At 60.8% G+C, this 25,937-nt stretch carries 20 protein-coding genes and 1 pseudogene; 8 read left to right on the plus strand and 13 right to left on the minus strand.

The window, feature by feature from the left end; genetic code table 11:
- Positions 1 to 230: 230 nt before the first annotated feature.
- The 3 genes from ACP7D9_RS01000 (at position 231) to ACP7D9_RS01010 (ending at position 4,407) form a co-directional block, all read left to right on the plus strand.
- Complete coding sequence (locus ACP7D9_RS01000) at positions 231 to 3,104, plus strand: putative bifunctional diguanylate cyclase/phosphodiesterase (protein ID WP_426155126.1); 2,874 nt, start codon at positions 231 to 233, stop codon at positions 3,102 to 3,104.
- A gap of 127 nt (positions 3,105 to 3,231) precedes the next feature.
- Complete coding sequence (hexR, locus tag ACP7D9_RS01005; RefSeq protein WP_007962240.1) at positions 3,232 to 4,098, plus strand: transcriptional regulator HexR; 867 nt, start codon at positions 3,232 to 3,234, stop codon at positions 4,096 to 4,098.
- A 105-nt stretch (positions 4,099 to 4,203) separates the two neighbouring features.
- Positions 4,204 to 4,407, plus strand: coding sequence for a PA3496 family putative envelope integrity protein (locus tag ACP7D9_RS01010; protein ID WP_313000120.1), 204 nt, complete (start codon positions 4,204 to 4,206; stop codon positions 4,405 to 4,407).
- On the opposite strand, the gene ACP7D9_RS01015 is transcribed toward ACP7D9_RS01010, so the two are convergent.
- On the minus strand, positions 4,349 to 5,311 hold the full coding sequence (locus ACP7D9_RS01015) for a LysR family transcriptional regulator (RefSeq protein ID WP_313000118.1): 963 nt from the start codon (positions 5,309 to 5,311) through the stop codon (positions 4,349 to 4,351). The genes ACP7D9_RS01010 and ACP7D9_RS01015 overlap by 59 nt on opposite strands.
- A gap of 190 nt (positions 5,312 to 5,501) precedes the next feature.
- On the opposite strand from ACP7D9_RS01015, the gene ACP7D9_RS01020 reads away from it, so the two are divergent.
- Together ACP7D9_RS01020 and oadA are read left to right on the plus strand one after the other, a co-directional pair.
- Entirely contained in the window at positions 5,502 to 6,917 is a 1,416-nt protein-coding gene (locus tag ACP7D9_RS01020) for an acetyl-CoA carboxylase biotin carboxylase subunit (RefSeq protein WP_101159832.1), read from the plus strand.
- An 11-nt stretch (positions 6,918 to 6,928) separates the two neighbouring features.
- Positions 6,929 to 8,737 (plus strand): sodium-extruding oxaloacetate decarboxylase subunit alpha, encoded by a 1,809-nt coding sequence (gene oadA, locus ACP7D9_RS01025; protein ID WP_397478685.1) that lies wholly within the window; start codon positions 6,929 to 6,931, stop codon positions 8,735 to 8,737.
- Positions 8,738 to 8,936: 199 nt separating this feature from the next.
- On the opposite strand, the gene ACP7D9_RS01030 is transcribed toward oadA, so the two are convergent.
- Positions 8,937 to 11,201: an autotransporter outer membrane beta-barrel domain-containing protein gene (locus ACP7D9_RS01030; protein WP_426155130.1), complete on the minus strand. Its 2,265-nt coding sequence runs from the start codon at positions 11,199 to 11,201 to the stop codon at positions 8,937 to 8,939.
- A 301-nt stretch (positions 11,202 to 11,502) separates the two neighbouring features.
- On the opposite strand from ACP7D9_RS01030, the pseudogene ACP7D9_RS01035 reads away from it, so the two are divergent.
- A pseudogene (locus ACP7D9_RS01035) lies at positions 11,503 to 11,592 on the plus strand (transcriptional regulator); the annotation flags it as partial.
- 15 nt (positions 11,593 to 11,607) lie between these two features.
- On the opposite strand, the gene ACP7D9_RS01040 reads toward ACP7D9_RS01035, so the two are convergent.
- The gene (locus tag ACP7D9_RS01040; RefSeq protein WP_123441880.1) at positions 11,608 to 12,444 is read right to left on the minus strand and encodes an amino acid ABC transporter permease; all 837 of its coding nucleotides are present in this window, start codon (positions 12,442 to 12,444) and stop codon (positions 11,608 to 11,610) included.
- Positions 12,441 to 13,259 (minus strand): ABC transporter substrate-binding protein, encoded by an 819-nt coding sequence (locus ACP7D9_RS01045; protein WP_426155132.1) that lies wholly within the window; start codon positions 13,257 to 13,259, stop codon positions 12,441 to 12,443. The genes ACP7D9_RS01040 and ACP7D9_RS01045 overlap by 4 nt, the downstream gene beginning before the upstream one ends.
- A gap of 114 nt (positions 13,260 to 13,373) precedes the next feature.
- Between ACP7D9_RS01045 and ACP7D9_RS01050 the strand changes: the two genes are divergently transcribed.
- Complete coding sequence (locus ACP7D9_RS01050) at positions 13,374 to 14,276, plus strand: homocysteine S-methyltransferase family protein (RefSeq protein ID WP_426155134.1); 903 nt, start codon at positions 13,374 to 13,376, stop codon at positions 14,274 to 14,276.
- Positions 14,277 to 14,394: 118 nt separating this feature from the next.
- Here ACP7D9_RS01050 and ACP7D9_RS01055 read toward each other — a convergent pair whose 3' ends face one another.
- The 3 genes from ACP7D9_RS01055 to ACP7D9_RS01065 are packed head-to-tail and all read right to left on the minus strand — an operon-like array spanning position 14,395 to position 16,165.
- Entirely contained in the window at positions 14,395 to 15,072 is a 678-nt protein-coding gene (locus tag ACP7D9_RS01055; protein WP_426155136.1) for a GNAT family N-acetyltransferase, read from the minus strand.
- Between the two features lie 12 nt (positions 15,073 to 15,084).
- Positions 15,085 to 15,531 carry a GNAT family N-acetyltransferase gene (locus ACP7D9_RS01060; protein WP_101161776.1) on the minus strand — a complete coding sequence of 149 codons (447 nt, stop codon included), beginning with the start codon at positions 15,529 to 15,531 and terminating at the stop codon, positions 15,085 to 15,087.
- A gap of 10 nt (positions 15,532 to 15,541) precedes the next feature.
- Positions 15,542 to 16,165, minus strand: a complete 624-nt coding sequence (locus ACP7D9_RS01065) for an FMN-binding negative transcriptional regulator (protein ID WP_426155138.1) — start codon at positions 16,163 to 16,165, stop codon at positions 15,542 to 15,544.
- Positions 16,166 to 16,258: 93 nt separating this feature from the next.
- Between ACP7D9_RS01065 and ACP7D9_RS01070 the strand changes: the two genes are divergently transcribed.
- Complete coding sequence (locus tag ACP7D9_RS01070) at positions 16,259 to 17,812, plus strand: PLP-dependent aminotransferase family protein (protein ID WP_397478680.1); 1,554 nt, start codon at positions 16,259 to 16,261, stop codon at positions 17,810 to 17,812.
- A 51-nt stretch (positions 17,813 to 17,863) separates the two neighbouring features.
- Here the strand turns inward: ACP7D9_RS01070 and ACP7D9_RS01075 are convergent, their stop codons facing one another.
- From ACP7D9_RS01075 to aspA, 6 genes are all read right to left on the minus strand, one after another.
- On the minus strand, positions 17,864 to 18,958 hold the full coding sequence (locus ACP7D9_RS01075; RefSeq protein ID WP_426155140.1) for a polyamine ABC transporter substrate-binding protein: 1,095 nt from the start codon (positions 18,956 to 18,958) through the stop codon (positions 17,864 to 17,866).
- Positions 18,955 to 19,980, minus strand: a complete 1,026-nt coding sequence (locus ACP7D9_RS01080; RefSeq protein ID WP_101161768.1) for a histone deacetylase family protein — start codon at positions 19,978 to 19,980, stop codon at positions 18,955 to 18,957. Before ACP7D9_RS01080 ends, ACP7D9_RS01075 begins: the two co-directional genes overlap by 4 nt.
- 204 nt (positions 19,981 to 20,184) lie before the next feature.
- Positions 20,185 to 21,177 (minus strand): AraC family transcriptional regulator, encoded by a 993-nt coding sequence (locus ACP7D9_RS01085; RefSeq protein ID WP_313000087.1) that lies wholly within the window; start codon positions 21,175 to 21,177, stop codon positions 20,185 to 20,187.
- Between the two features lie 101 nt (positions 21,178 to 21,278).
- Positions 21,279 to 22,283, minus strand: coding sequence for an asparaginase (locus tag ACP7D9_RS01090; protein WP_101161764.1), 1,005 nt, complete (start codon positions 22,281 to 22,283; stop codon positions 21,279 to 21,281).
- A 169-nt stretch (positions 22,284 to 22,452) separates the two neighbouring features.
- Entirely contained in the window at positions 22,453 to 23,901 is a 1,449-nt protein-coding gene (locus tag ACP7D9_RS01095; protein ID WP_101161762.1) for an alanine/glycine:cation symporter family protein, read from the minus strand.
- A 500-nt stretch (positions 23,902 to 24,401) separates the two neighbouring features.
- Positions 24,402 to 25,826 (minus strand): aspartate ammonia-lyase, encoded by a 1,425-nt coding sequence (gene aspA / locus ACP7D9_RS01100; protein ID WP_016772472.1) that lies wholly within the window; start codon positions 25,824 to 25,826, stop codon positions 24,402 to 24,404.
- Positions 25,827 to 25,937 lie beyond the last annotated feature (111 nt).

The following is a 25,937-nucleotide window of genomic DNA, read 5'->3' on the forward strand; positions in this document are numbered from 1 at the left end:
CCGGGCAAACCGCACGTTGCATTAGCCGATGAAAGTGCTGCCGATGACGACCGGTCGGTCATTGACTGCAGGCTTTGGCCCGTCTCGCCTGAAGGCTTTCAACCAGGCCCGATGGGCAGGAAATTTCCCGGCAATTGTGATCGGCAGCAGTTTGGCAACGGGATCGGCTTGTGTATGCTCCGTCCACGTTTCGGGCGCACGCCCTCCTTATAAGAACAAGAACGTTGCCCATGACCCTCAGCGCCGAATTGTCGGGCCCCTCAGTGGAGCCCCGGCTAATCCGCAAGCACTATGCCGTCGAAATGGCGGTCGAGCGTACGCGTCTGCTGTATCAGGGCTCGCTGCTGCCCACGCTATTCATGTTGATCAACGGTCTGGTCTGCGCCGCTTTGCTCTGGAGCCCGCAGCGCTACTTCGTGGTCAGCGTCTGGCTGGTGTGGCTGCTGTCGCTGGTCGCGTTGAGGGTGATTCAGGTGGCCGCGTTCGATTCGGCGATTCCCGATCGCCAGGCCCAGCCGATCTGGTTCCGCATGTTCCTGCTCGGTTCGACCATGACCGGCCTGACCCTGGCCGGTGCCGGCATTGCGCTGGTGCCCGCCGACAATTTCATTCAACAAGCCTGGGTATTCGGCCTGATCGGTGCGGCAACGCTCTCTGCCAGTGTCGCCTATGCGGTGAGCCTGCCGGCGTTCCTGTCGTTTACCTTGCCCTGTCTGTTGCCAGCGATCGGCTACCTGTTCTGGGGTGGCGACGAGCAGTCTCGGGGCTGGGGCTGGCTGGGTTTGATCCTGCTCGGTTCGCTGAGCGTGGTGGCGTGGCAGGTCAACCGACTCATTGATCGCGGATTGCTCCGGCGCTTCCAGAATCAGCACCTGATCGAGCACTTGCAGCAAGCGCAAACGCGTAGTGAACAGCTCAATCAGGCGCTTGGCAAAGAAATCGAGCAGCGCCGCTGCGCCGAGGCCCTGTTGCGTGAAGCGCAGGCCGATCTGGAAGACCGCGTCACCCAGCGCAGTCGCGAACTGGATGCGGCCAATCAGGCCCTGAGCAAAAGCGAGGCGCGGTTGGCGCTGGCGCTGAAGGCCAGTGAGCTGGGTTTGTGGGACTGGAACCTGCAGACCGACGAAGTCCATCACACGCAGATTCAGGAGCTGTTCGGCCTCGCCCCGGAGTACGTCACGGCGCTGCTGCGCGACCTCAAACCGCGGCTGCACCCCGAAGATGTGCCGTCGCTCAAGTTCGCCCTGGTCGAGCATCTCAAGGGGCGCACCGAGGATTATCAGGTCGAATACCGCCTGCGTCACGGTGATGGCCATTGGGTGTGGATCGAAGACCGTGGCCGAGCCGTTGAGCGCAGCGCCAGCGGCCGGGTGATCCGCATGGTCGGCACCCGCCGCGACATCAGCGCCAGCAAAAGCCTCGAAGAACAGCAGCGGCTGGCGGCGACGGTGTTCGAAGCGGCCAGCGAAGGCATTGTGATTCTCGACCCGGACTACGCGCTGATTGCGATCAATCAGGCTTTCAGTCGTGTCACCGGTTACGAGACCGACGACATGCTCGGGCGCAACGTCGTCGAGTTGCCGTGCAGTCGCGATGCTCGCCGTCACTACCTGACGATCCGTCAGGCGCTGGAGCAGCACGGCAGTTGGCAGGGCGAACTCGTGGAAACCCGCAAGAACGGCGAGCTGTATCCGCAGTGGCTGCAGCTCAATGCGGTGCGCGACAGCCGCGGCAATGTCAGCCATATCGTTGGCTTCTTCGCCGATCTCTCGGCGCGGCGGGCGTCAGAAGAACGCCTGCGCTATCTGACCCATTACGACGAGCTCACTGGTCTGGCCAACCGTTCGCTGTTCCGCGAGCGCCTGCACGAAGCGCATCAACGAGTGCGACAGGGCGGGCGGCGCAGTCTGGCGTTGCTGCACATCAACCTGGATCGCTTCAAATTGCTCAATGACAGCCTCGGCCATGAAGTCGCCGATCAGTTGCTGCAGAAGATGGCGCGGCGGCTGGTCAACGCCTTGCCGGAAGCCGACACCATTGCCCGCTTGTCGGGAGACGAGTTTGCCGTGCTGTTCGATGCCTACGGCAACCTGTCGAGCCTCGCACGGGTAGCGACGCGGTTGTCAGCCAAGCTGCGTTTGCCGCTCAGTGTCGACGGGCATGAACTGGTGGTCAGCGCTTCGATGGGCATCAGCCTGTTGCCGGACAACGCGCGGGAAATCTCGGCACTGGTCAGCCAATCGAACATGGCCATGCAGCACGCCAAACATCTGGGCGGCAACAATTTCCAGTTCTACACCGAGAGCCTGCAGGCCAGCACTCTGGAGCGCTTGCAGCTGGAAAACCATTTGCGCAGGGCCATCGAAGAACAGCAACTGACGGTGTTCTACCAACCGAAACTGTGCCTGCAAACCGGTCGTCTGAATGCTGCTGAAGCGCTGGTGCGTTGGGATCATCCGAGCATGGGCCAGGTGCCGCCGGCAGATTTCATCGGCCTTGCCGAAGAGACCGGTCTGATCGGGCCGATCGGCGAATTCGTCCTGCGCCAGGCGTGCTGGCAGGCGTGCGAATGGCAGCGCCAGGGGCTGGCGCCGATCCGCGTGTCGGTCAACCTGTCGGTGCATCAACTGCGCCAGGGCAAACTGGTCAGCCTGGTGCGGCAGGTGCTGGAAGAAACCGGGCTGGCGCCGCACTGCCTGGAGCTGGAACTGACCGAAAGCCATCTGCTTGACAGCGTCGAACACATCATTGCGACGTTCCAGCAACTGCGCGATCTGGGGGTGAAGCTGGCGATCGATGATTTCGGTACCGGTTATTCCTCGCTGAGTTACCTCAAGCGCATCCCGGTGGATTACGTGAAGATCGATCAGGCGTTCATTCGCGGCTTGAGCGAGGGCAGTGCGGACGCAGCGATCACTCGCGCGATCATCGCCATGGCTCACGGGCTGGCGCTGAAAGTGGTGGCCGAGGGCGTCGAGCGCCAGGATCAGCTGGAATTTTTGCGCATGGAGCGCTGCGACGAAGTGCAGGGTTATCTGATCAGCCGACCGGTGGACGCTGCCTGTCTGGCCGGGCTTTTACGTGATCAGGAAAATCTGCGCTAGGGGCTACATGCAGCTAAGCGTGCCTGATGCCGGGACATGGAGTTACGCTTTGAGCAGGCAAAATGCCCATTCATGTAGTATAACTACAAGCTTGCTACATCCTTGCCCACAAGAAGAGTCCAGCCCCTTGAATCTGCTGCAACACATCGCCCAGTCACGTCACCTGTTACGCAAGTCGGAGCTCAAGGTCGCCGACCACGTGCTGCTTGACCCTGCGGCGGTGATGCACAGTTCCATGGCCGACCTCGCTCACAGCGTCGGCATCAGCGAGCCGACCATCGTGCGCTTTTGCCGCGCCATCGGTTGTTCCGGCTTCCAGGATCTCAAACTGAAACTGGCGCAAAGCCTGGCCGCCGGCGCCAGCTTCGGCCAGTTCGCGATCCACGAAGATGATTCCGTCGCCGACTACAGCCTGAAGATTTTCGACACCACGCTGCACACCCTGATGGAGGTACGCGAGAAACTCGACCCGGTGGAGTTGCAGCGCGCGGTGACGCTGATGTCGCAGGCGCAACGTGTCGAGTTCTACGGTTTTGGTGCCTCCGGCGCGGTGGCGGCGGATGCCCAGCACAAGTTCTTTCGTTTGCTGTTGACTGCGGCGGCGTACTCCGACCCGCACATGCAGGCGATGTCAGCGGTGACGTTGAAGCCTACCGACGTGGCGATCTGTATTTCCCAGTCGGGGCGCTCCAAGGATTTGCTGATCACCGCTAACCTCGTTCGCGAGAGTGGTGCGTCGTTGATTACCCTTTGCCCGAGCCAGACGCCGTTGGCCGAACTGTCGACCGTGAATCTGGCGATCGATGTGCACGAAGACACCGAGATTTACACGCCGCTGACCTCGCGAATCGCCCACCTGGTGGTGATCGACGTGCTGGCGATGGGCGTGGCCATGGCGCGTGGCCCGAGTCTGGTCAATCACCTGAAGAGCGTGAAGCGCAGTCTGCGCAGTCTGCGCTTGTCGCCCAAGGCTGTGAAAGCGCTGGACGATTAAGATCAAAAGATCGGACGATCTTTTGCTTTTTGACGGCGACTTTCATCAAACCGTCATCCCCCACGCCTATCTTGAAACTCCCGTACTCGCCTTGGGAGACTCGAAATGGCTCAGCCTTACGAAGAACGCAACAGCGCCGCGAAAACCCGTCGTCAGCAGGAAGATCAGCGCCGCATGGAATTTCGCCGCGCAATTGAAGATCGCTTTGAACTGCGCCAGCTTCAGGCCGAGATCGGTGATTTCCCCGAGATCACTCATTGGCAGGCAGCGTCCGCAGCTTCCCGTCGAAACGCTCAACCAACGCAATAATCTGCGCCCGCTCGCTGCGGATAAACGCCAGGAAGGCGTGCGCCACCGGTGACAGCCGCTTGGCTTTGGCTTGCACCAGGCACCAGCTGCGCATCAGCGGCAACTCTTCGACCGGCAGCTCGACCAGGCCGCCGGTCGCCAGCTCCAGGTTCAGGGCGTGGCGCGTCAACAACGCCAGGCCCAGACCCGCCAACACGCACTCGCGCTGAGCTTCGGCGGACGCCACTTCCTGGGTCTGGGTGAAGTGCACGCGCTTTTCCTTGAAGTATTCCTCGCAGGCCAGACGCGTACCCGAGCCCGGTTCGCGAATCAGCAGCGTATAAGGCTCGAGATCCTGCAAGCGCAGCGAGCCCATGTGCGCCAGCGGGTGATCCGGGCGCGCCACGGCGACAATCGGATTATTGAGAAACGGCAGAAATTCCAGGCCCATGTCCTGCGGCACCATCGACATGATCACCAGATCATCGCGGTTGTCCGAGAGACGGCGGATGACCTGACCACGGTTGACCACGGTCAGCTGTAAATTGACTTCCGGGTGTTGGCGTTTGAATGCGGCAAACAGGTGCGGCACGAAATATTTGGCGCTGGATTCCACTGCCAGTTTCAGCTGGCCCTGCAGCGAACCCTGCATGTCCGACAACTGCATATCGAGGTTTTCCAGCCGTCCGAAAATGTCCCGACTGGCGCGTTGAAGCGCTTCTGCCGCCTCGGTCATGTAGAGTTTTTTACCGACGTAGTCGAAAAGCGGCTGGCCAATCAACTCTTCAAGCTGACGAATCTGTAGGCTGACGGCCGGTTGCGTAAGGGACATTTCCTCAGCGGCGCGGCTGTAGGAGCGTAGATCGCACACCTCATTGAAGATTTGCAGTTGACGCAATGTCATACGCATCAAGGACTTACGCATATCAGTGGGGCTCGGTTGGCGAGTGAATGTTCTGACTATAAGTGTTTACTTATGCCTGTCCCAATTTTTATTCATTTTTGTTAATCCCTTGGCGGCGCTAGTGTGGGCTTGCGACTGAATTGAAACATTTGGTCACGCGTCGACCTGGGTCTAGCAGGTCGTGGTGCCACCGGCTCAAGGGAACCTCCAAGTGATAAAAAAGATCCTGATCGCCAACCGTGGTGAGATCGCCGTACGAATCGTACGAGCCTGCGCCGAAATGGGCATTCGCTCGGTTGCGATTTTCTCTGATGCCGATCGCCATGCCTTGCATGTGAAGCGTGCGGACGAGGCCCACAGCGTCGGAGCCGAGCCACTGGCCGGCTACCTCAATCCGCGCAAGCTGGTGAATCTTGCAGTGGAAACCGGCTGCGATGCACTGCACCCCGGCTACGGTTTCCTGTCGGAAAACGCCGAGCTGGCGGAAATCTGCGCCGAGCGCGGTATCAAGTTCATCGGCCCGTCGGCGGAAGTCATCCGGCGCATGGGCGACAAGACCGAAGCGCGGCGCAGCATGATCAAAGCCGGCGTACCGGTGACGCCCGGTACCGAGGGCAATGTCTGCGGCATCGAAGAAGCCTTGGTCGAAGGCGACCGCATCGGTTACCCGGTGATGCTCAAGGCCACCTCTGGTGGCGGCGGCCGCGGTATCCGTCGCTGCAACAGCCGCGAAGAACTCGAACAGAACTTCCCCCGTGTCATCTCCGAAGCCACCAAGGCGTTCGGTTCGGCGGAAGTGTTCTTGGAAAAATGCATCGTCAATCCCAAACACATCGAAGCACAGATTCTCGGTGACAGTTTTGGCAACGTCGTGCACCTGTTCGAGCGTGACTGCTCGATCCAGCGCCGCAACCAGAAGCTGATCGAGATCGCGCCGAGTCCGCAGCTCACCCCGGAGCAGCGCGCCTACATCGGCGACCTGTCGGTGCGTGCGGCCAAGGCGGTGGGGTACGAGAACGCCGGTACCGTAGAGTTCCTGCTCGCCGAGGGCGAGGTGTACTTCATGGAGATGAACACTCGCGTGCAGGTGGAACACACCATCACCGAAGAAATCACCGGCATCGATATCGTCCGCGAACAGATTCGCATCGCTTCCGGCCTGCCATTGTCGGTGAAGCAGGAAGACATTCAGCACCGTGGCTTCGCGTTGCAGTTCCGAATCAATGCCGAAGACCCGAAAAACAACTTCCTGCCGAGCTTCGGCAAGATCACCCGTTACTACGCCCCCGGCGGCCCGGGCGTGCGCACCGACACGGCGATCTACACCGGCTACACCATTCCACCGTTCTACGACTCGATGTGCCTGAAGCTGGTGGTCTGGGCGCTGACCTGGGAAGAGGCGATGGACCGTGGCTTGCGCGCGCTGGACGACATGCGTCTGCAGGGCGTGAAGACTACCGCCGCGTACTACCAGGAAATTCTGCGCAACCCGGAATTTCGTAGCGGCCAGTTCAATACCAGCTTCGTTGAAAGCCACCCGGAACTGACCAACTACTCGATCAAGCGCAAACCCGAAGAGCTGGCCCTGGCCATCGCCGCCGCCATCGCCGCCCACGCAGGCCTGTGAGGAATACAAGAATGAGCAAGAAGATTTTCGTAACAGACACCATCCTGCGCGACGCTCATCAATCGCTGCTCGCCACTCGCATGCGCACCGAAGACATGCTGCCGATCTGCGACAAGCTCGACAAGGTCGGCTACTGGTCGCTGGAATGCTGGGGCGGAGCGACCTTCGACGCCTGCGTGCGCTTCCTCAAAGAAGACCCGTGGGAGCGCCTGCGCCAACTGCGTGCTGCGCTGCCCAACACCCGTCTGCAAATGCTTTTGCGCGGGCAGAACCTGCTCGGTTATCGCCATTACAGCGACGACGTGGTTCAGGCCTTCGTCGTCAAAGCCGCAGAAAATGGCATCGACGTGTTCCGCATCTTCGATGCGATGAACGATGTGCGTAACCTGCGCGTGGCCATCGAAGCGGTGAAGGCTGCCGGCAAACATGCGCAAGGCACCATCGCCTACACCACCAGCCCGGTGCACACCATCGACGCCTTCGTTACCCAGGCCAGGCAAATGGAATCCATGGGTTGCGATTCGGTCGCGATCAAGGACATGGCCGGTCTGCTGACTCCATACGCCACCGGTGAACTGGTGCGCGCGTTGAAAGCCGAGCAATCGCTGCCGGTGTTCATCCACTCCCACGACACCGCTGGCCTGGCCGCCATGTGCCAGCTCAAAGCAATCGAGAACGGTGCCGATCACATTGATACGGCGATCTCCAGCTTCGCCTCCGGCACCAGTCATCCGGGCACCGAGTCGATGGTCGCTGCGCTCAAGGGCACCGAGTACGACACCGGCCTGAATCTGGAACTGCTCCAGGAAATCGGCCTGTACTTCTATGCCGTGCGCAAGAAGTACCACCAGTTCGAAAGCGAATTCACCGCCGTCGACACTCGTGTGCAGGTCAACCAGGTGCCGGGCGGGATGATTTCCAACCTCGCCAACCAGTTGAAAGAGCAGGGCGCCCTCAACCGCATGGGCGAAGTGCTCGCAGAAATCCCGCGCGTACGTGAAGACCTCGGCTTCCCGCCGCTGGTGACGCCGACCTCGCAGATCGTCGGCACCCAGGCGTTCTTCAACGTGCTGGCCGGCGAGCGCTACAAGACCATCACCAACGAAGTGAAGCTGTATCTGCAGGGCGGCTACGGCAAGGCACCGGGCGTGGTCAATGAAAAACTGCGGCGTCAGGCGATCGGCAGCGAAGACGTCATCGACGTGCGCCCGGCCGATCTGCTCAAGCCGGAAATGACCAAGCTGCGGGCCGATATCGGCGCTCTGGCCAAGTCTGAAGAAGACGTGCTGACTTTCGCCATGTTTCCGGACATCGGCCGCAAGTTCCTCGAAGAGCGCGCTGCCGGCACCCTTACGCCGGAAGTGCTGTTGCCGATCCCGGAAGCCGGCGCTGTGGCCTCGGCGGGCGGTGAGGGCGTACCGACCGAGTTCGTCATCGACGTCCATGGCGAAACCTACCGCGTCGACATCACAGGTGTCGGCGTCAAGGCCGAGGGCAAGCGCCACTTCTACCTGTCCATCGACGGCATGCCGGAAGAAGTGGTGTTCGAACCGCTCAATGAATTTGTCGGCGGTGGCAGCAGCAAACGCAAGCAGGCCTCGGCGCCGGGCCACGTCAGCACCACTATGCCGGGCAACATCGTCGATGTGCTGGTCAAGGAGGGCGACACCGTCAAGGCCGGCCAGGCTGTATTGATCACCGAAGCGATGAAGATGGAAACCGAAGTCCAGGCTGCGATTGCCGGCAAGGTCGCCGCGATACATGTGGCCAAGGGTGACCGGGTGAATCCGGGTGAAATTCTGATCGAGATCGAAGGCTGAGATAACAGCCGCGATCAACCGCTTTAAACCTCGGGGGGGCATGTGCTCCCCTTTTTTTTGCCTGTTTTTTCCCGACCTTGTCAGGCACACATGGGGGAGCGAGCCTGCTCGCGAATACGTCGGATCAGCCAACATCATCTGCGAGCGATCCACCGCTTTTGCGAGCAGGCTCGCTCCCTCAGGGGGCGTGCTTAATCCATCAGAACGCCATGCGCCACTGACCCGACACGCCATACGTTCGGCTGTCGTCGCCCAGCTCACCCGTTAAGCCCACGCCCAGTGTGTGCGCCGCCGAAAGTCCAAGATCCAGCCCTGCATCCAGCGACAGACTGTCCCGATCCAGTGTCGCGCCATTCACTTCGAAACGCTTGCCGCCGTTGCGCAGTTGCTGGCCGGTGCCGCTGTCGATTTCGCCGAAAGTGTGTTTCCAGCCTGCACTCAACCGTGGGGTCAAATGCATGCCGTTATCCAGCGTATTGATCCGCGCAAGCCGCAGGCCAAAGGTGCTGCTGAAATTGTCGCGGGTCTGGCCGTAGATTTTCAGCGCCGCATCGCCGCCTTTTTCGTTGTAGCTGTCGCGCTGATAACGCTGATAGCCGAGGCTGGCGAAGGGTTCGAGGGTCACGCTATCCCGGCCCAGGTTAAACCCGGCTTCGGCGAACGCCTGTTGAGTATTGGCGTCGTAGTTGCCCTTGAGACGATCGCTGAAACCCTTGAATGCTACCCGCCGTGTGCTGCTGCCGTCATGGCCGGCGTAGGTCGCGCCCAGGCGCAAAGACAGCGGGCCGTCTTGACGCACGGCGTATGCGCCAAGATGCCAGCTATCGAGGTCGCCGTCGTACTGGCGGGCATCGAGGTTCGTCTGCGATTTGCCGCCGAGCACGCCGACATGCCAGTGCTCGTCGAGTCGCCAGTCAGCGCCCATGACCAGCCCTTGAGTGGCATGTTGAAGGAGGCCGTCGGCGTCGCGGTCAATCTTGCCGCCGTGGCCCAGCGCCTGAATCCACAGCCGCCCGGAGTCTTCGCTGCCGGAGGTCTGATGAGGTGAACTGCGCGAGCCGGAGGTCGAGGCGGAATGGTTGTCCAGCTGCCGCATCGCCGAGAGCATGCTCGCACTGACCGGCGTGACGCTGCTCAGAGTGGCTTTGGCGAGGTTGGCATTGCTGCCGGCGGCGAGTTGGTCGAGCGCGATGGGGGCGGTGGCTTTATCGCTGGTCAGCAGTGCGGCGACGGCCGTGTTGGACGACTGCACTGAGGCAGCACTGTTGGTGCTGATCTCGGGAGCTGGCATGGGAGGCTTTGGACTATCGATGCTTTGCGCAATCGAACGAGCGTTACGCGTTCGGCCAAGGTCAGCGAAACCCGCAGCGTTGCGCACGTAGTGCAGCTTCACGGCGTTTGGCTCATAGGAGAGTGTTGGCTTCATATAGGCCAGATTGGTGGTGATCGCACCGAACTCGCCATCAATGACGTTTGCAGACAACAGCCGATACTCATTGGTACGAGCGTAGTCGCCCGGTACGCCGTAAATCTCGACACGGGCACCTTCCAGTCTCGCAGTGCCATGCACATGAACGGGATCTGATCCGCCGTCGGCAGACACGCCGTAAGAAAACACAGCGTCCCGGTTAAACGTCAGATCGCCTTTTATATGGGGAGAGCCGTGTTGCCGGCTGGCAAGCAGTGTTCCTGCAACGTACAGGCCCGTCACGTGGCCATGACCGCCAAACACTGCTCCGGGGTCGACATCGACACCATTGATCGATGCGTAGTTGAGCAGCACTGCGCCAGCTTTGACGTCAGCATCACCCTCGAAAGCGTGACGCAGGGTCCACTGCCCACGTGCGATTCGCATGGCCGAGAAATTGCGCGTTTCGCCGATCTCGCCGCCCTCTGCGGCATTGAACAACAGCCCGTTCGCACCTTCGCCACCGTCCAGGCGACCGTCCCAACGGGCGCCCTTGTTGACGACCAGCAAGTCATCGCCATCGCCCAATTGCAGGGAAACGCCGCCGATGTTCTCGAGCGGGCTCGAGGCAAAAGAGCGATGTGTCGTGATCGCAAACATGTCACGTTCAAACGGATGAACGAGATCGAATTCCTCATCGCCGGTTTCCTCCACCACGAACTCGGGAAATTCCAACCCTTCATAAAATGCCGGACTGAAATCCTCGATCGCAGCCGACGCGTGTGCGGCATCGATCAAAAGTGCGTCAGCGGCCTGCCCGGGCGACGGAGGAGTGTGCTCCAGCGGGCCGATGAATTCCTTGATCGCAAACAAGTCATCCGGATCCGCTTTCGGCGTGGGTGTTTTCTTCTTTCGAGGCTTGGCGGTTTTGTCTTCGCTGACTTCCACGAGCACCTGGGTATCAGGTTGCGGTTCTACGGACGCCTCGGCAGATCCGATCGTTAGCGCGATCGCCAACGCGAGGTGATGGGGGCGGTATTTGTGTAGGGCAGGCATCGAGTTCAACCTCCTTGTATGGAAGGCCCAACTCTATTGCTGCCTTGAACAAAGCGATGTCGGTCGGTTCCTGATGCTGCGCAGGCGACGTCGGATCGTTCTGTAGAAAAACTCTCATCAGGCTGCGCAAACAATTCTTTTGCGCAGCATCGCCGGTTCTTTTTCCTACGGCCGATATGGGTCACAGCGACATACGTCGGTGCCCCATCTGCATGGTTTTACGTCGATTGAAGCCCCAGCGGCTCCCGTCTGCATTTTGTTGCAGTTTAATGACCAAAACTGTCATCACGCTGCATTGATCGGTAATCAGACAATGAAATCGCTGAACGCGGTGTTCCGCCCATTTGGCATGAAAACGGGCGTTGTGCGAATACGCCGGGACAACGCTTGAAATCTTCGCGCCTGTTCAGCCACGCCGCACGTACGCCTTGCCGTAATGGCGCTCCATTCTTGCCTGAATCAACTCCAGCCCGATCGACAGCAGCCAGTAGATGATCGCCGCCGTGGTGAGCATTTCGATGTAGCGATAGCTTGAGCGGCCGTACGACTGGGCGAGAAACATCACTTCCCACACGCCCATCACCGAGATCAGCGACGAGTCCTTGAGCATCGAGATGAACTGATTGGTGGTCGGTGGAATGATCGTGCGCATGGCCTGGGGCAGGGTGATGCGCCAGAAAATCACGCTTTCGCGCAGGCCCAGCGCCAGCGATGCTTCGCGTTGGCCGTGATCGACGCCGAGGATCCCGGCGCGGAAGATTTCGCTCAGGTAGGCGCCGTAGTTCAGCGACAGGGCAATGATGCCGGCGACGATGGCGCCGGGGACGATGCCCAGTTGCGGCAGGCCGAGGTAGATCAGCAGGATCTGGATCAGCAGCGGCGTGCCACGAAAGAACGAGGTGTAGAAACTGGCGATGCCAAACGCCACGGCGCTGTTCGACAGGCGCGCCAGCGCGGTGATGAAACCCAGCAGCGACGAGGCGATGATTGAGCAGGCGCAGAGAAACAGCGTCAGCGCTGCGCCTTGCAGGAAGCCGTTGGGCGCCAGCTTCAGGCCAACGAGGTTGGGTAGCTTGTCGAGGATGATCGCGAACTTCAGGTCGAAGCTCAGAAAGAATCCGGCGAATAGGCAGAACAGCGCCGCCCACGTCAGGTACAGGCGCGTACGGAATCCGAAAAGCTTTTGCAGGCGTGTTTCAGCCACCGGTTGCGGTGGCTGTGGCGGGGTTGGAAAGGAAGTCATTGGCTGATATCGGCGCCGATCCATTTCTGCGACAGCTTGCTCAGGGTGCCGTCCTGTTTCAGCTGGGCGAATACCTCACGCACCTTGGCGTCCCATTGCGAGTCACCTTTTTCGATGGCCACTGAGTTCGGTTCCGAGTACAGCGGTTCGCCGGCCAGTTTGAAGCGCGGGTCCTGGCTCAGACGCGGCTGCGCGGTGACCAGATTGGTGAGGATCGCATCCAGGCGCACGCCGGCCCCCAGGCCCAGATCCTGAAAGGCGACGTTGTCGGTGTCATACGGGGCGATCTGCACATCCTCGAACGGATATTGCAACTGCGTATCCTCGGCGCCTTCGATGACCAGATTCTTGTTCAGGTAACTTTCGTAGCTGGAGGCGCTGGTCAGGCCGACTTTCTTGCCGCTCAGATCCTTGGCGCTGTGGATGCGATCGTCCTTGGCGTTGACCACAATCACCGCCGGCGAAGCGTAGTACTCGACCGGAAAGTCGAACACCTCGGCGCGGGCCTTGCTCGGCGTCATCGAGCAGATGCAGATGTCGTAGCGCCCGCTCCAGCGGCCGGCGGCGATCACGTCCCAGGACGGGGTTTCGAGACGAAGTTTGACGCCAAGCTTGTCCGCCACGGCTTTGGCAACGTCAACGTCGAAACCGTCGAGTTGATTCTGCTCATTGAGAAACGAGAACGGCGGATAGCTTTCCATCAGCACGCCAACCAGTTCTTTCTTCTGCTCGACACGGTCCAGCGTCGCGCCGCCGAAGGCTTGGCTGGAGGCCAGAATGGTCAGGCCCAGGGCCAATAGCGGTTGGAATTTCACAGTTGCTTCCTGCTGAAAAAAAGAGGTTGTTATTAACCGATTGGTGCGTATTAAATAGTTATAAGAACGGCTCCGATAGTGAGTTATTTTCATAAGCATATGAGTGAATAGCATATGAGCGCAGCAGCAACGGTCATTCTCGATGGCGGCATGGGCCGTGAATTGCAACGCGCCGGCGCGCCGTTTCGCCAGCCCGAGTGGTCGGCCCTGGCGCTGAGCGAAGCACCGCAAGCGGTCGAGGCGGTACACGCCGCTTACATCGCCAGTGGCGCTAACGTGATCACCAGCAACAGCTACGCAGTGGTGCCGTTCCACATTGGCGAGGCGCGGTTTGCAACTGAAGGCCAAGCGCTTGCGGCATTGGCGGGGGAGTTGGCGCAGCGGGCGGTGCTGGCATCCGGCAAACCGGTGCGTGTTGCCGGTTCGTTGCCGCCGCTGTTCGGCTCCTACCGTCCGGACCTCTTCGAAACGGATCGTGTGAGCGAGTTGCTGACGCCGCTGGTCAACGGACTGGCTCCGCACGTTGATCTCTGGCTGGCCGAAACCCAGAGCTCGATCGTCGAGGCACGCGCCATTCACGCGGGGCTGCCGAAGGATGGCAAACCGTTCTGGCTGTCGTTCACTCTCAAGGATGAAGACACCGATGAAGTGCCGCGCCTGCGCTCCGGCGAGCCGGTGACCGAAGCGGCTGCGGTGGCGGCTGAACTGGGCGTCGCGACCTTGCTGTTCAACTGCAGCCAGCCTGAAGTGATTGGCGCCGCCATCGACGCGGCGCGCGTAACGTTCGAGCGTCTCGGTGTGACGATCAATATCGGCGCGTATGCCAATGCGTTTCCACCGCAACCGAAGGAAGCCACGGCCAACGACGGGCTCGACCCGTTGCGTGACGATCTCGATCCGCCGGGGTATCTGCACTGGGCGCTGGACTGGCGACAGCGGGGCGCCAGTCATTTGGGCGGCTGCTGCGGGATCGGGCCGGAGCATATTGCGGTGCTGGCGCAGAAACTCGGTAGCTGAGCCACTCCAATCCAGAATGTGGGAGCGGGCTTGCTCGCGAAAGCGGCTGCTCAGTCACCGTTTGCAGTGACTGACACATTGCCTTCGCGAGCAAGCCCGCTCCCACATTGAAGTACTGTCAGGTGCAGCTACGGCATTCGGCCAAGCTTTTGAGTTGGCCGCCAGGCGTCTGGTTTTCATCGCTCAACCAGCGCTCGAACCCGGCACCAATCGCCGGCCATTCCGCATCCAGAATCGAATACCACGCGGTATCGCGGTTCTGCCCCTTGACCACCATGTGCTGGCGAAAAACCCCTTCAAAGCTGAAGCCCAAGCGCTCGGCCGCGTATTTGGAGCGGGCGTTGCCGTTATTGCACTTCCATTCCAGGCGCCGGTAACCCAGCTCGAACGAATACTTGGCCAGCAGGTACACCGCCTCGGTGCTTTTCGGCGAGCGCTGCATTGGCGCGCCAAAGGTGACGTGGCCGATTTCGATGCGGCCCTGCGCCGGAACGATCGACATCAGGCTGAGGATGCCCTGCACCTGATCGGTCGCACGGTCGATGACGCTGAAAAAATACGGGTCGCTGTTGGCCGCATGATTGTTCAGCCAGTCGTTGAATGCACTGCGCTCGCGGAACGGACCGTAAGGCAGATAATCCCAGAGTTTCGGATCGGCACCGGGGCCTTCAAGTGCGGCGTACAGTTGCTCGGCATGCCGCGCGGGGTCGAGTTTTTCCAGGCGAATGAAGCGGCCTTCGAGCAGGGTGGCGGAGGGGGCGGGGGCGCCTTTCCAGTCAGCGAGTGAAGCGCTCATGTGCGCGTCTCCTTAAAGGGCTTTACGAAACTGGATGAAACCTGGACGTTCGGCAATACGCTCATAGAGCTGGATCGCCGTGGCATTGGTTTCGTGGGTCAGCCAGTGGACTTTGCAGCAACCATCGGCCTTGGCGGTAGCGTAGACGTGCTCGATCAACAGCCGACCGACGCCGGTGCCGCGTGACTCGGGCACTACCAGCAGATCCTGCAGATAGCAGGAGTTTTCAATGCTCCAGTTCGAGCGGTGATAGATGTAATGCACCATGCCCAACGCTTTGCCATCGGCCCAGGCAAGGGCCGCGTGAGTCGGCTCGTTCGGATCGAGAATGCGCTGCCAAGTGCTCTGGGTGACGGCGTCTGGCAGTTCGGTGTTGTAAAAGCGCAGGTAGGCCTGCCACAGCGGCAGCCAGGCGGCGTGGTCATCGGCGCTGACCGGGCGGATATCGATCTGGGTCATACGGTTTTCCTTAACGCATCAAGCGGGCGAGGGTTTGATCGTTGGCGTCAGGGCTGGCGACGAGGCCTTCGCGTACCCCGGCAATGTCTTCGGCGCTGCGGTTCTGGCTGAGCTTGCGTTTGCCTTCGAGGCGGTCGATGGGAATGGCAAAACCGACGATGGCTTTGAGCATGCCATCGATGTAATCGGCCGGCGCATCGTCGACCGACCACGGCTGGGCGCGGCCCGCTTCGTGGCGGTCAGTGAGAGTGCTGACGATGTCGAGCAGACGCCCGCCATCGCTAAAGGTTTCGGCGGGGCCGTAGGCGTGGACAGCGATGTAGTTCCAGGTCGGCACGACTTTGCCGTGTTCGGCTTTGCCCGGGTAGAAGCTCGGGCTGACATAGGCATCCGGGCCGGCGAAGATCAGCATCGCCTCGGCGCCGTCGCGCAGGTCTTTCCACTGCGCATTGGCCTTGGCCAGATGGCCGTAGAGCGTGCCGTACTCGCCCTGTTCGCGATGCAGCAGCACCGGCACATGGCTGGCTTGCAACCCGTTCTCACCGTGGCTGACCAAAATGGCCAGGCGAGTGGCCAGGATCAGTTCGTGCAGTTGGGACAAGTCTTCGATGGCAAAGGCGCGTGGTGTGTACATGGACAGATTTTCCTTGGCGAATGCCTGCATCCTAGGCAGGCTATTGGTCTGTTGTAAGAGCCATTGCCGAGCCATTTGATAGGTCCATTTTCCATGCCTGATCTGCCGCCACTGTCGATGCCTTTCAATCCTGCCGGGATCGAGCTTGATCGCCGACTGGGCCTGAGCCGCCAGCTCTACCAGGCGTTGCGCTTGCGGGTGCTTGATGGGCGTCTGGCCAGTGGCACGCGACTACCGGCCAGCCGCGATCTGGCATCAGCCCTGGGAATTTCTCGTAACAGTGTGGTGCGCGCCTACGATCAGTTGTATGCCGAGGGGTTCATCGAAGGGCGCGTGGGTGACGGAACCTACGTCGCACAATTGGCTCAGGCATCAACCCCGAAGAAAAAACTATCCACAAATTCATCCACAGGCTTGTCAACAGGCTTACCCACAGCTTTATCCACAAATTGGCTGGATTTACCTGTAAATCCATCCAGCAGAGTTATCCACAACGGTGGACTTTCCCGTATCGAAAAGCATCATATGGCTCAACCGCCAAGCGGTCCGCCGCGAGCTTTTCGGGTAGGTGTGCCAGCGTTCGATCTGTTCCCTTTCGAGGTCTGGGCCAAGCTGAGCGCGGCTTTCTGGCGCAAACCGGATCTGCAGCAGCTGTGTTACGGCGACCCGGCCGGTGATGCGCGACTGCGCGGCATGATCGCTGCCTATTTGCGCAGTTCGCGGGGCATGCAGTGCACGGCTGAGCAAATTGTGATCACCAGTGGCGCGCAGCAGGGCATCAGCCTTTGTGCACAGTTGCTGGTCGAGCCTGGAAACGGTGTGGCGATGGAAAATCCAGGCTATCGCGCCGCCGGACATGCCTTCGCCGTAGCGGGAGCAAAATTGCATGGCGTGGCAGTAGACAGCGATGGCATCGATTGCAGCACCATGGCTCAGCTCAGCGACTGCCGTGTAGCCTACGTCACGCCGTCTCATCAATACCCCACTGGCGTGGTGATGAGTCTGGCCCGGCGTCTGGAATTGCTGGCCTGGGCCGAGCGTGTCGACGGCTGGATCGTCGAGGATGACTACGACGGCGAGTACCGCTACACCGGCGCCCCGTTGGCGCCGTTGGCGGCACTTGATCGTCAGGGCCGGGTGCTTTACGTCGGTACGTTCGGCAAAGTGGCGTTCCCGGCGCTGCGCCTCGGTTATCTGGTACTGCCGCCAGCGCTGGTCGAAGCGTTTTCGCAACGCCGTGCCGTCGACGTGCGGCATTCGGAAGTCAGCACGCAAGCGGTGATGGCCGAATTCATGGCGGCCGGGCATTTCCAGCGGCATATCCGCCGCATGCGTCGGGCTGCGCTTAGCCGGCGCAACTGCCTGCTCGAAGGCTGGCCGACGGCGATCGCCGGTGTCGGTCAATTGCCCGCCGTTCCTGCCGGGCTACACCTGACCGTGGCCGTGGACAGCATCGAGCGCGAGCAACAGTTGATCGCTCAGGCTGCTGCCGTCGACGTCGAGATCAACGGCCTGAGCACATACTGGTTACCCGACTCGACCACGCCCATGCAGCAGCGTGCCGGGCTGGTGCTGGGTTTCGCCGCCGTGCCGGAGGCGGCGATCAAAGCGGCACTGGCCCGGCTGCGACAGGCGTGGCAGGGATGAGCCGACAACGCCTCGCAGGCTGGATGAGTATCAAATTGCGAGGCCGTGGTTTCACGTCCCCGATTTGATTTTGGTCCAGGCCCGCGTCCGCGCGCGTTCGGCGTCCCGCGGCAGCGGTTGCAAGGTGTAGAGCGTGCTCATTGCCGCATCGGTCGGGTACAGGTTCGGGTTGTTGCGAATGGCCGGATCGACCAGGCCGGTGGCGTCCTTGTTCGGGTTGGGGTAGCCGACAAAATCGCTGACCGGGGCGATCACCGCAGGTTGCAGCAGATAGTTGATGAAGGTGTAGGCGTCCTCGGTGTTTTTCGCGCCTTTGGGAATGGCGAGCATGTCGAACCAGATCGGTGCGCCTTCCTTCGGCAGGCGCATGTCGACCACGACACCGTTTTTCGCTTCCTTGGCGCGGTTGGCCGCTTGCGAGAAGCTGCCGGAATAACCGACAGCCACGCAGATGTCGCCGTTGGCAATGTCAGCCATGTACTTGGAGGAATGAAAGTACGTCACATAAGGGCGGATCTTCATCAGCAACGCTTCAGCCCTGGCGTAATCGGCCGGGTTTTTGCTGTTGGGGTCGAGGCCCAGATGTTGCAGGACCAGCGGCAGAATCTCCGACGGTGAGTCGAGCAGGGCGACGCCGCACTGCTTGAGCTTGCTGATGTTCTCTTCCTTGAAGATCAGGTCCCAACTGTCCACCGGCGCGTTGTCGCCCAGAGCTGCTTTGATCCTGGCGGGGTTGAAGCCGATCAGGATGGTGCCGTACATGTATGGCACGGCAAATTTATTGCCCGGGTCATTGGCCTCGATCAGTTTCATCAGTTTCGGATCGAGGTGATTCCAGTTCGGCAGCTTGCTGCGATCCAGCGGCTGAAATACCCCGGCCTCGATCTGTTTGGCGAGGAACACGTTGGACGGCACCACCACGTCATAGCCGGAATTGCCGGTGAGCAGCTTGGCCTCGAGTGCTTCGTTGGTGTCGAAGATGTCGTAGATCAGTTTGGTCTGGCTGTTCTGTGCCTTGAAGTCTTCCAGGGCCTTGGGCGTGATGTAGTCGAACCAGTTATAGACGCGCAGCGTGCGTTCTTCGGCGTGGGCGCCAACGCTCAGCAGGGCCGCGCACAGCGCCGAGGCGATCAGTCGCTTTTTCATTGTTCAAAACCTTCCAGCACGTTCACTGCGTTGATGCCGATTTCTTCTACCGCGTAGCCACCTTCCATGACGAACAGGGTCGGCTTGCCGAGGGCAGCGATGCGTTTGCCCATGGCCAGGTAATCCGGGCTGTCGAGTTTGAACTGCGAGATCGGGTCGTCCTTGAATGTGTCGACACCGAGCGAGACGACGATGATGTCCGCGCCGTAGCGGTCAATTTCGTCGCAGGCCTGGTCCAGCGCCGCGCTCCACACATCCCAGCCGGAGCCGGCCGGCAGCGGATAGTTGAAGTTGAAACCTTCACCGGCACCTTCGCCACGCTCATCGTCATAGCCGAGAAAGAACGGAAATTCCGCTTCCGGATGGCCGTGGATCGAGGTGAAGAGTACGTCGCTGCGCTCGTAGAAAATCGACTGAGTGCCGTTGCCGTGGTGGTAATCGACGTCGAGGATGGCGACTTTCTGGTGGCCCTGATCGAGGAACGCTTGCGCGGCGATGGCGGCGTTGTTGAGGTAGCAATAACCACCCATCAAATCGCTGGCGGCGTGATGTCCCGGTGGGCGGCACAAGGCGAAGGCCGCGCGTGCGCCACGCTGGATTTCTGCTTGCGCGGTAAGCGCCACTTGCGCCGCGCTGTAGGCCGCTTGCCAAGTGCCGGCGGTGATCGGCGCGCCGCCATCGAAGCTGTAGTAACCGAGCTGACCATGCAGGCTGGTCGGTTTTATCGCACGCAGGGTGCGCGCCGGCCAGGTGTAGGGCAGCAAATCGCCGTCGGTGTTGAACTCCGTCCAGCGATCCCAGGCGCCCTTGAAAAATTCCAGATAGTCGCGGCTGTGAATGCGCGCGATCGGTTCCAGGCCGAAATCCTTCGGCGCTTCGACCGCACCGAGGTTTTGCTTCTGCACGCGTTGCAGCACATGGTCGGCACGCGATGGCATCTCGAAGCACGGTTTGAGCTGGCCATCAATAAGTTCGCAGCGGCCATGGTGCAAGTGGTGATCGTCTGAGTAGATCGTCAGCATTTGTTGTTCTCCGCAAGGCTGATTCGGTGATCTTCAGTGTTGCGGCGCGGGGCAGATCGGGAAACGTTGTGAGCGGCCAAAAGGGGATCGATGTGGCCAAAACCTCTGACCGAAATTCGCCCCTCACAATCAAAAGATCGCAGCCTTCGGCAGCGCCTGCGGGATTGGTACAGGAGCTGCCGAAGGCTGCGATCTTTTGATTTATCAGGCTCTGAACTGACTCGGCGCCACGCCGCTCCAGCGCACGAACGCATGGCGGAAACTCGCGGTTTCGCTGAAGCCCAGCGTTTCGGCAATCCGATAGATCGGCAACTGATCCTCACACAACATCTGCTTGGCTCGCTCGAAGCGCAGTTCATCGAGCAGTTCCTGATAACTGCTGCCCATGTCTTTCAAATGCCGGCGCAAGGTGCGCGGTGAGCACTTCATCTGCTGCGCCAGACCTTCAAGTCCAGGCGCAGCGTTCAACTGCGCGCTGAGCAGCTGACGAATACGGCCCAGCCAGGCCTGACGTCCGGTGAACTCCAGATTTTGCTTGCGGCAGCGCTCGGCCATGGCCTGATGGGTGATCGCGTCGGCCAGCGGCAGCGGCTGATCGAGCCAGTGACGGTCGAAGGCGAAGGCGTTGTGCCTGGCCGAAAAGTGCAGCGGCGAGTGGAAGGGTACGGCGTAGCTGGCGCGGTAGTCCGGTGCGGCATGTTCGAAGCGCGTGGCGCGCAGCGGCAGCGCATGGCCGAGCAAGTCGTCGCAGATGACTTTCAATGAGACCAGACAGAATTCGGCATTGAACACCGCCATCGCCGGGCTTTCGCGATAGTCGGCGGCGACGAACCAGACCTGCTCGCCATCGTCTTCCAGGCTCAGTTCGAACAGCGTGCCCAACAGCGCCGGATAGCGGATCGCCAGACGCAAAGCGTCACCGAAGGTGGCACAGGTCAGCAGGGCGTAACCGAGCATGCCGTAACAGGACACGTGCATGCGTCGGCCCAGCTCAAGGCCGATGTCACGCTTGAGCGCGACCGCGTTGGTGCAGACCTGCATCTCCTGATGGGTGGTGATGCGCGTATCGGCCCGCTGCAGATCCGCCGCAACAATGCCGCTGCCAGCCAGCAACGCCTCGCTCGACAGGCCTTCGGCCTTGAACGTGTTGAGGATCAGCGAAACCGCATTGAGGGTAGTGAGGTGGGAGTGGAGCATGGGATCTTCCAGCCTGGAGGTGGCTGGCATGCAGCAATTTATATGCCGTACGCAGATCAAAATGTGGGAGCGGGCCCGCTCCCACAGAATCTTGCGTTGTGTCAGACCAACTCGCCGCACAGATCGAGTTCAATCAGCCGGCGCACTTCAGCATTTGCCAGCCCGGCACCGAGCAACCCATGCAACTTGCCGAACGCCGCTTCTCGCGTCATGCCGCCACCAGACAACACCCCAACACCGCGCAAACGGCTGCCCGCCTCATACACGTCCAGCTCAACCCCACCTTCATGGCACTGCGTAACCGCAACCACCACCACGCCGTTATCCCGTGCGCGGCCAAGGCTGGCGAGGAATTGCGGGTTGTCGCTCGGCCCGGTCCCGCTGCCGTAGCATTCCAGCACGAGGCCTTGAATGCCGCTGTCGAACAGGCTGTCGAGGGTCTCGGCGCTGATGCCGGGAAACAGCGGCAACACCGCGACTTTCGCCAGTTGCCTGGGCTGGTTGTAGCTCAGCGCGAGGGGAATCGACGGCGCCTTCACTCCACCGCCCTGACGCTCCAGACGTTTGAACGGATGGCGGCCGAAGCTGCGCACTTTCGCGCAGCGGGTCGGCGCCAGCAGTTCGCCGTGGAAGTACAAATGCACGCCCGGCGCCAGGCCTTGGCCGAGAGCGACCAGCGCGCCGCCGAGGTTTTCCCAGGCATCGCTGTCGGTCACACCCGCCGGCAGCATCGAGCCGGTGAAACACACGCGGGCATGCAGGCCGAGCAATTGAAAACTCATCGCCGCCGCGCTGTAGGCCAACGTATCGGTGCCGTGCAGGATCAGCACGCTGTCGCAGCCTTGCACATCCACGGCATCGACAACCGCCTCGCGCAGTTGCTGCCAGTAGGCGGGCGCCATGTTGGCGCTGTCGATCAGCGGCGACATTTCCCGAAATTGCCACTGCGGCACTACCAGCTCAGGCTGGCTGTGCAGGTAGTCGCGCATCCGCGCTTCGAAACCGGACGCCGGAGCCAGCCCGTTGGCGCTGGCCTGCATGCCGATGGTGCCACCGGTGTAAAGCACCATGACCTGTTGAGCGGCGGGATAGGAATTGGCAATCATCTGAGGTCTCCACAAGAGATGACACGTGGGAGCGGACTTGCTCGCGAAAGCGGTGGGTCAGCTAAAGATATTTCCACTGATTCACCGTATTCGCGAGCAAGCCCGCTCGCACAGGTATTGCATCGCACTGTAACTGACGGGCGCAGGGGATGCGCCCGTCATTCACCTGTCAGCGTTGCGCTGCAGGGACGCCTTGCGGCGCAGTTTCGGTCTGACCCGCAGCTGCTGGCGGATTGACCGGCCAGGCATTGCGATCCAGATCCAGATCGGCGAATTTGCTGGAATCGAACACGGGCTGTTTGACGCCGGCGCGACGCTGCTCATCGTAGTCGCGCATGACGCGCAGGCCGACCTTGAACAGCATGGCCAGAGCCACCAGGTTGACGAAGGCCAGGCAGGTCATGGTGATGTCAGCGAAGGCGAACACCGTCGTCAGATCCTGCATCGAACCCCACACCACCAGCGCCAGCACCAGAGCGCGGAAAACCATCAGCGCGGCGCGGTTGCGGGTCAGGAACTGCAAGCTGTTCTCGCCCAGATAGTAGTTGTAGAGGATGCAGGTGAAGACGAACAGCGACAGCGCGACGCTGACGAACATGCGACCCCAGTCACCCACCACGGCGGCCAGCGAGTTCTGGGTCAGGACGATGCCGTCACCCTCGAAGCCCGGGGTGTAGAAGCCCGACAGCAGGATCAGCAGCGCGGTGCAGGTGCAGATCACGAAGGTGTCGAGGAACACGCTGAAAGCCTGGACCACGCCCTGCGCGCCCGGGTGCTTGACGGCGGCTACGGCGGCGACGTTCGGCGCACTGCCCAGGCCTGCTTCGTTGGCGAACACTCCACGCTTCACGCCCATGACAATGGCGCTGCCGAGCAGGCCGGCGAAGGCCGGGTCAAGGCCGAAGGCGCTCTTGAAGATGGTTTCCAGCATGGCCGGTACCTGTTCGATCTGGGTGCCGATCACGTACAGGGTCACGCCGATATAGGCCAGGGTCTTGATGGGTACCAGCAGGTCGGAGACCGAAGCGATGCGCTTGATGCCACCGATAAAGGTGATGGCCAGCAGCACCGCCAGGACGATACCGGTGTGGCGTGGATCGAACTCAAAGGCGTTCTGCAGCGAATGCGTCACGGTGTAGGACTGCAGGCCAATGAAGGCGAAGCCGTAGGTGACCAGCAACAGAATGGAGAAAACTACCGCCATGCCTTTGAGCTTCAGCCCGTGCTGGATGTAGTAGGCCGGGCCGCCACGGTACAGGCCATCGCCATCGGCGCGCTTGTAGACCTGGGCCAGGGTGCACTCGAAGAAGCTGCTGGACATGCCGACCAGTGCGGTCACCCACATCCAGAACACCGCACCCGGACCACCGAGGGTCACGGCGATGCCGACACCGGCGATGTTGCCTGCACCGACGCGGCCGGCGAGGCTGAGCATCAAGGCCTGGAAGGAGCTGAGCTGCCCGGCGCTGCCTTTGAGACTGTCGCGGAACACCGCGAACATGTGGAAGAAGTGGCGCAGTTGAACGAAACGCGAGCGAATCGTGAAGTAGCTACCAAGCCCGACAATGAGCACGATCAGTACTTTCCCTGAGAGGAAGTCGTTGATGACTTCGAGCATGGATTTTTCCTCGCTGTTTTTTGTGAGAGCAAATACTGGATTGGAGAAACATCGTGTTACACCGCTGTGCGCACGGCACGACGGGCGAGGCGAAGGTTTCGTCCCGGATCCATATCGCGGGTTTTGTTATTAGTTCGGGTTTCGCATGGGTTATGGCCTCGTTACTGACGACCGCTCACGCGAAGAGGGGCGGCACTATACCGATCAGTGGCGCGCCCGTCTGCACGGTAGTGGTGCAAGCGACGAAACGAGGGTGCTGCAAGATCAAAAGATCGTCCGATCGCGGCCCGAGCCTTCGGCAGCTCCTGCAGGTGTACGGCAATCAATGTAGGAGCTGCCGAAGGCTGCGATCTTGGCGTTATCGAATACACAAAACATTTAACGTCCTGCCCGCAAAGAAGTTAAAAAAAAGGGCTCGGGGACAAAATCCCCAAGCCCTCAAAAGGTGAGAGGTGTCTAGTCCCTCGACCTGGTGAGCGGTATTACGAGTTCGCGTCGGCTCAGGCTTTGAGCGGAACCAGACGCGGGGCGATCATGTTTTCCGGGCGCAGAATGTCGGCGAGCATGGCTTCGTCGAGCAGACCTTCTTCGCGCACCAGTTCCAGCACGCCACGGCCGCTTTCTAGGGCGATACGGGCGATGCGGGTGGCGTTCTTGTAGCCGATGTACGGGTTCAGTGCGGTGACCAGACCGATCGAGTGCTCGACCAGTTCGCGGCAGCGCGCTTCGTTGGCGGTGATGCCGACGATGCAGTGCTCGCGCAGCATGTCCATGGCGCGTTGCAGCAGGCGGATCGAATCGAGGATCTTGAAGGCGATCAGCGGCTCCATCACGTTCAACTGCAGTTGGCCGCCTTCGGCTGCCATGGTCAGCGCCAAGTCGTTACCGATGACCTGGAACGCTACCTGGTTGACGGCTTCCGGGATCACCGGGTTGACCTTGCCGGGCATGATCGAACTGCCTGGCTGACGCGCCGGCAGGTTGATTTCATTGATGCCGGTGCGTGGGCCGCTGGACAGCAGGCGCAGGTCGTTGCAGATCTTCGACAGCTTGACCGCGGTGCGCTTGAGCATGCCGGAGAACAGCACGAAGGCGCCCATGTCGGAGGTCGCTTCGATCAGATCGGCCGCTGGAACCAGCGGTTGACCACTGATCAGTGCCAGACGTTGTACCGCCAGCGCCTGATAGCGCGGGTCGGCGTTGATGCCGGTGCCGATGGCGGTGCCGCCGAGGTTGACTTCGGTCAGCAGCTCCGGGGCCAGCGTTTTCAAGCGCGCCAGATCTTCGCCCATGGTGGTGGCGAACGCGCGAAATTCCTGGCCGAGGGTCATCGGCACGGCGTCTTGCAGTTGGGTACGGCCCATTTTCAGAACGTGGTCGAACTCTTTGCCCTTGGCCGCAAACGCCTGAATCAGGCTGTCGAGGCTGGCCAGCAGCGCGTCGTGACCCAGCAGCAGACCCAGACGGATCGCCGTCGGGTAAGCGTCGTTGGTCGACTGCGCCATGTTCACGTCATCGTTCGGGTGCAGGTACTGGTATTCGCCTTTCTCGTGACCCATCGCTTCGAGCGCAATGTTGGCGATCACTTCGTTGGCATTCATGTTGGTGGAAGTACCGGCGCCACCTTGAATCATGTCGACCACGAACTCTTCGTGGTAATCGCCGCGGATCAATCGCGCACAGGCTTCGCTGATGGCAGCGTGCTTGGCTTCGCTCAGGTGACCCAGCTCGCGGTTGGCGTCAGCGGCGGCCTGTTTGACCATCGCCAGGCCCACAACCAGTTTCGGGTAATGCGAAATCGGAACGCCCGAGAGGCGGAAGTTGTTCACCGCTCGCAGGGTCTGGATGCCGTAATACGCATGGGCCGGTACTTCGAGGGCGCCAAGCAGGTCGGTTTCTGTGCGGAAAGATGCAGCGGAGGACATGATAGAAATCATCTCGATAAGGACCCGGTCTGTGCCGGAACGCTGCGAATGCTAGGCTTGTGGGGGTTTTTGGGCCAATGCTGTTCAGCACTGCCCTATGCACATTCGGCA

The organism is Pseudomonas sp. TSRC2-2, from assembly GCF_049897785.1.
In the GTDB taxonomy this organism is placed as follows: Bacteria; Pseudomonadota; Gammaproteobacteria; order Pseudomonadales; family Pseudomonadaceae; genus Aquipseudomonas.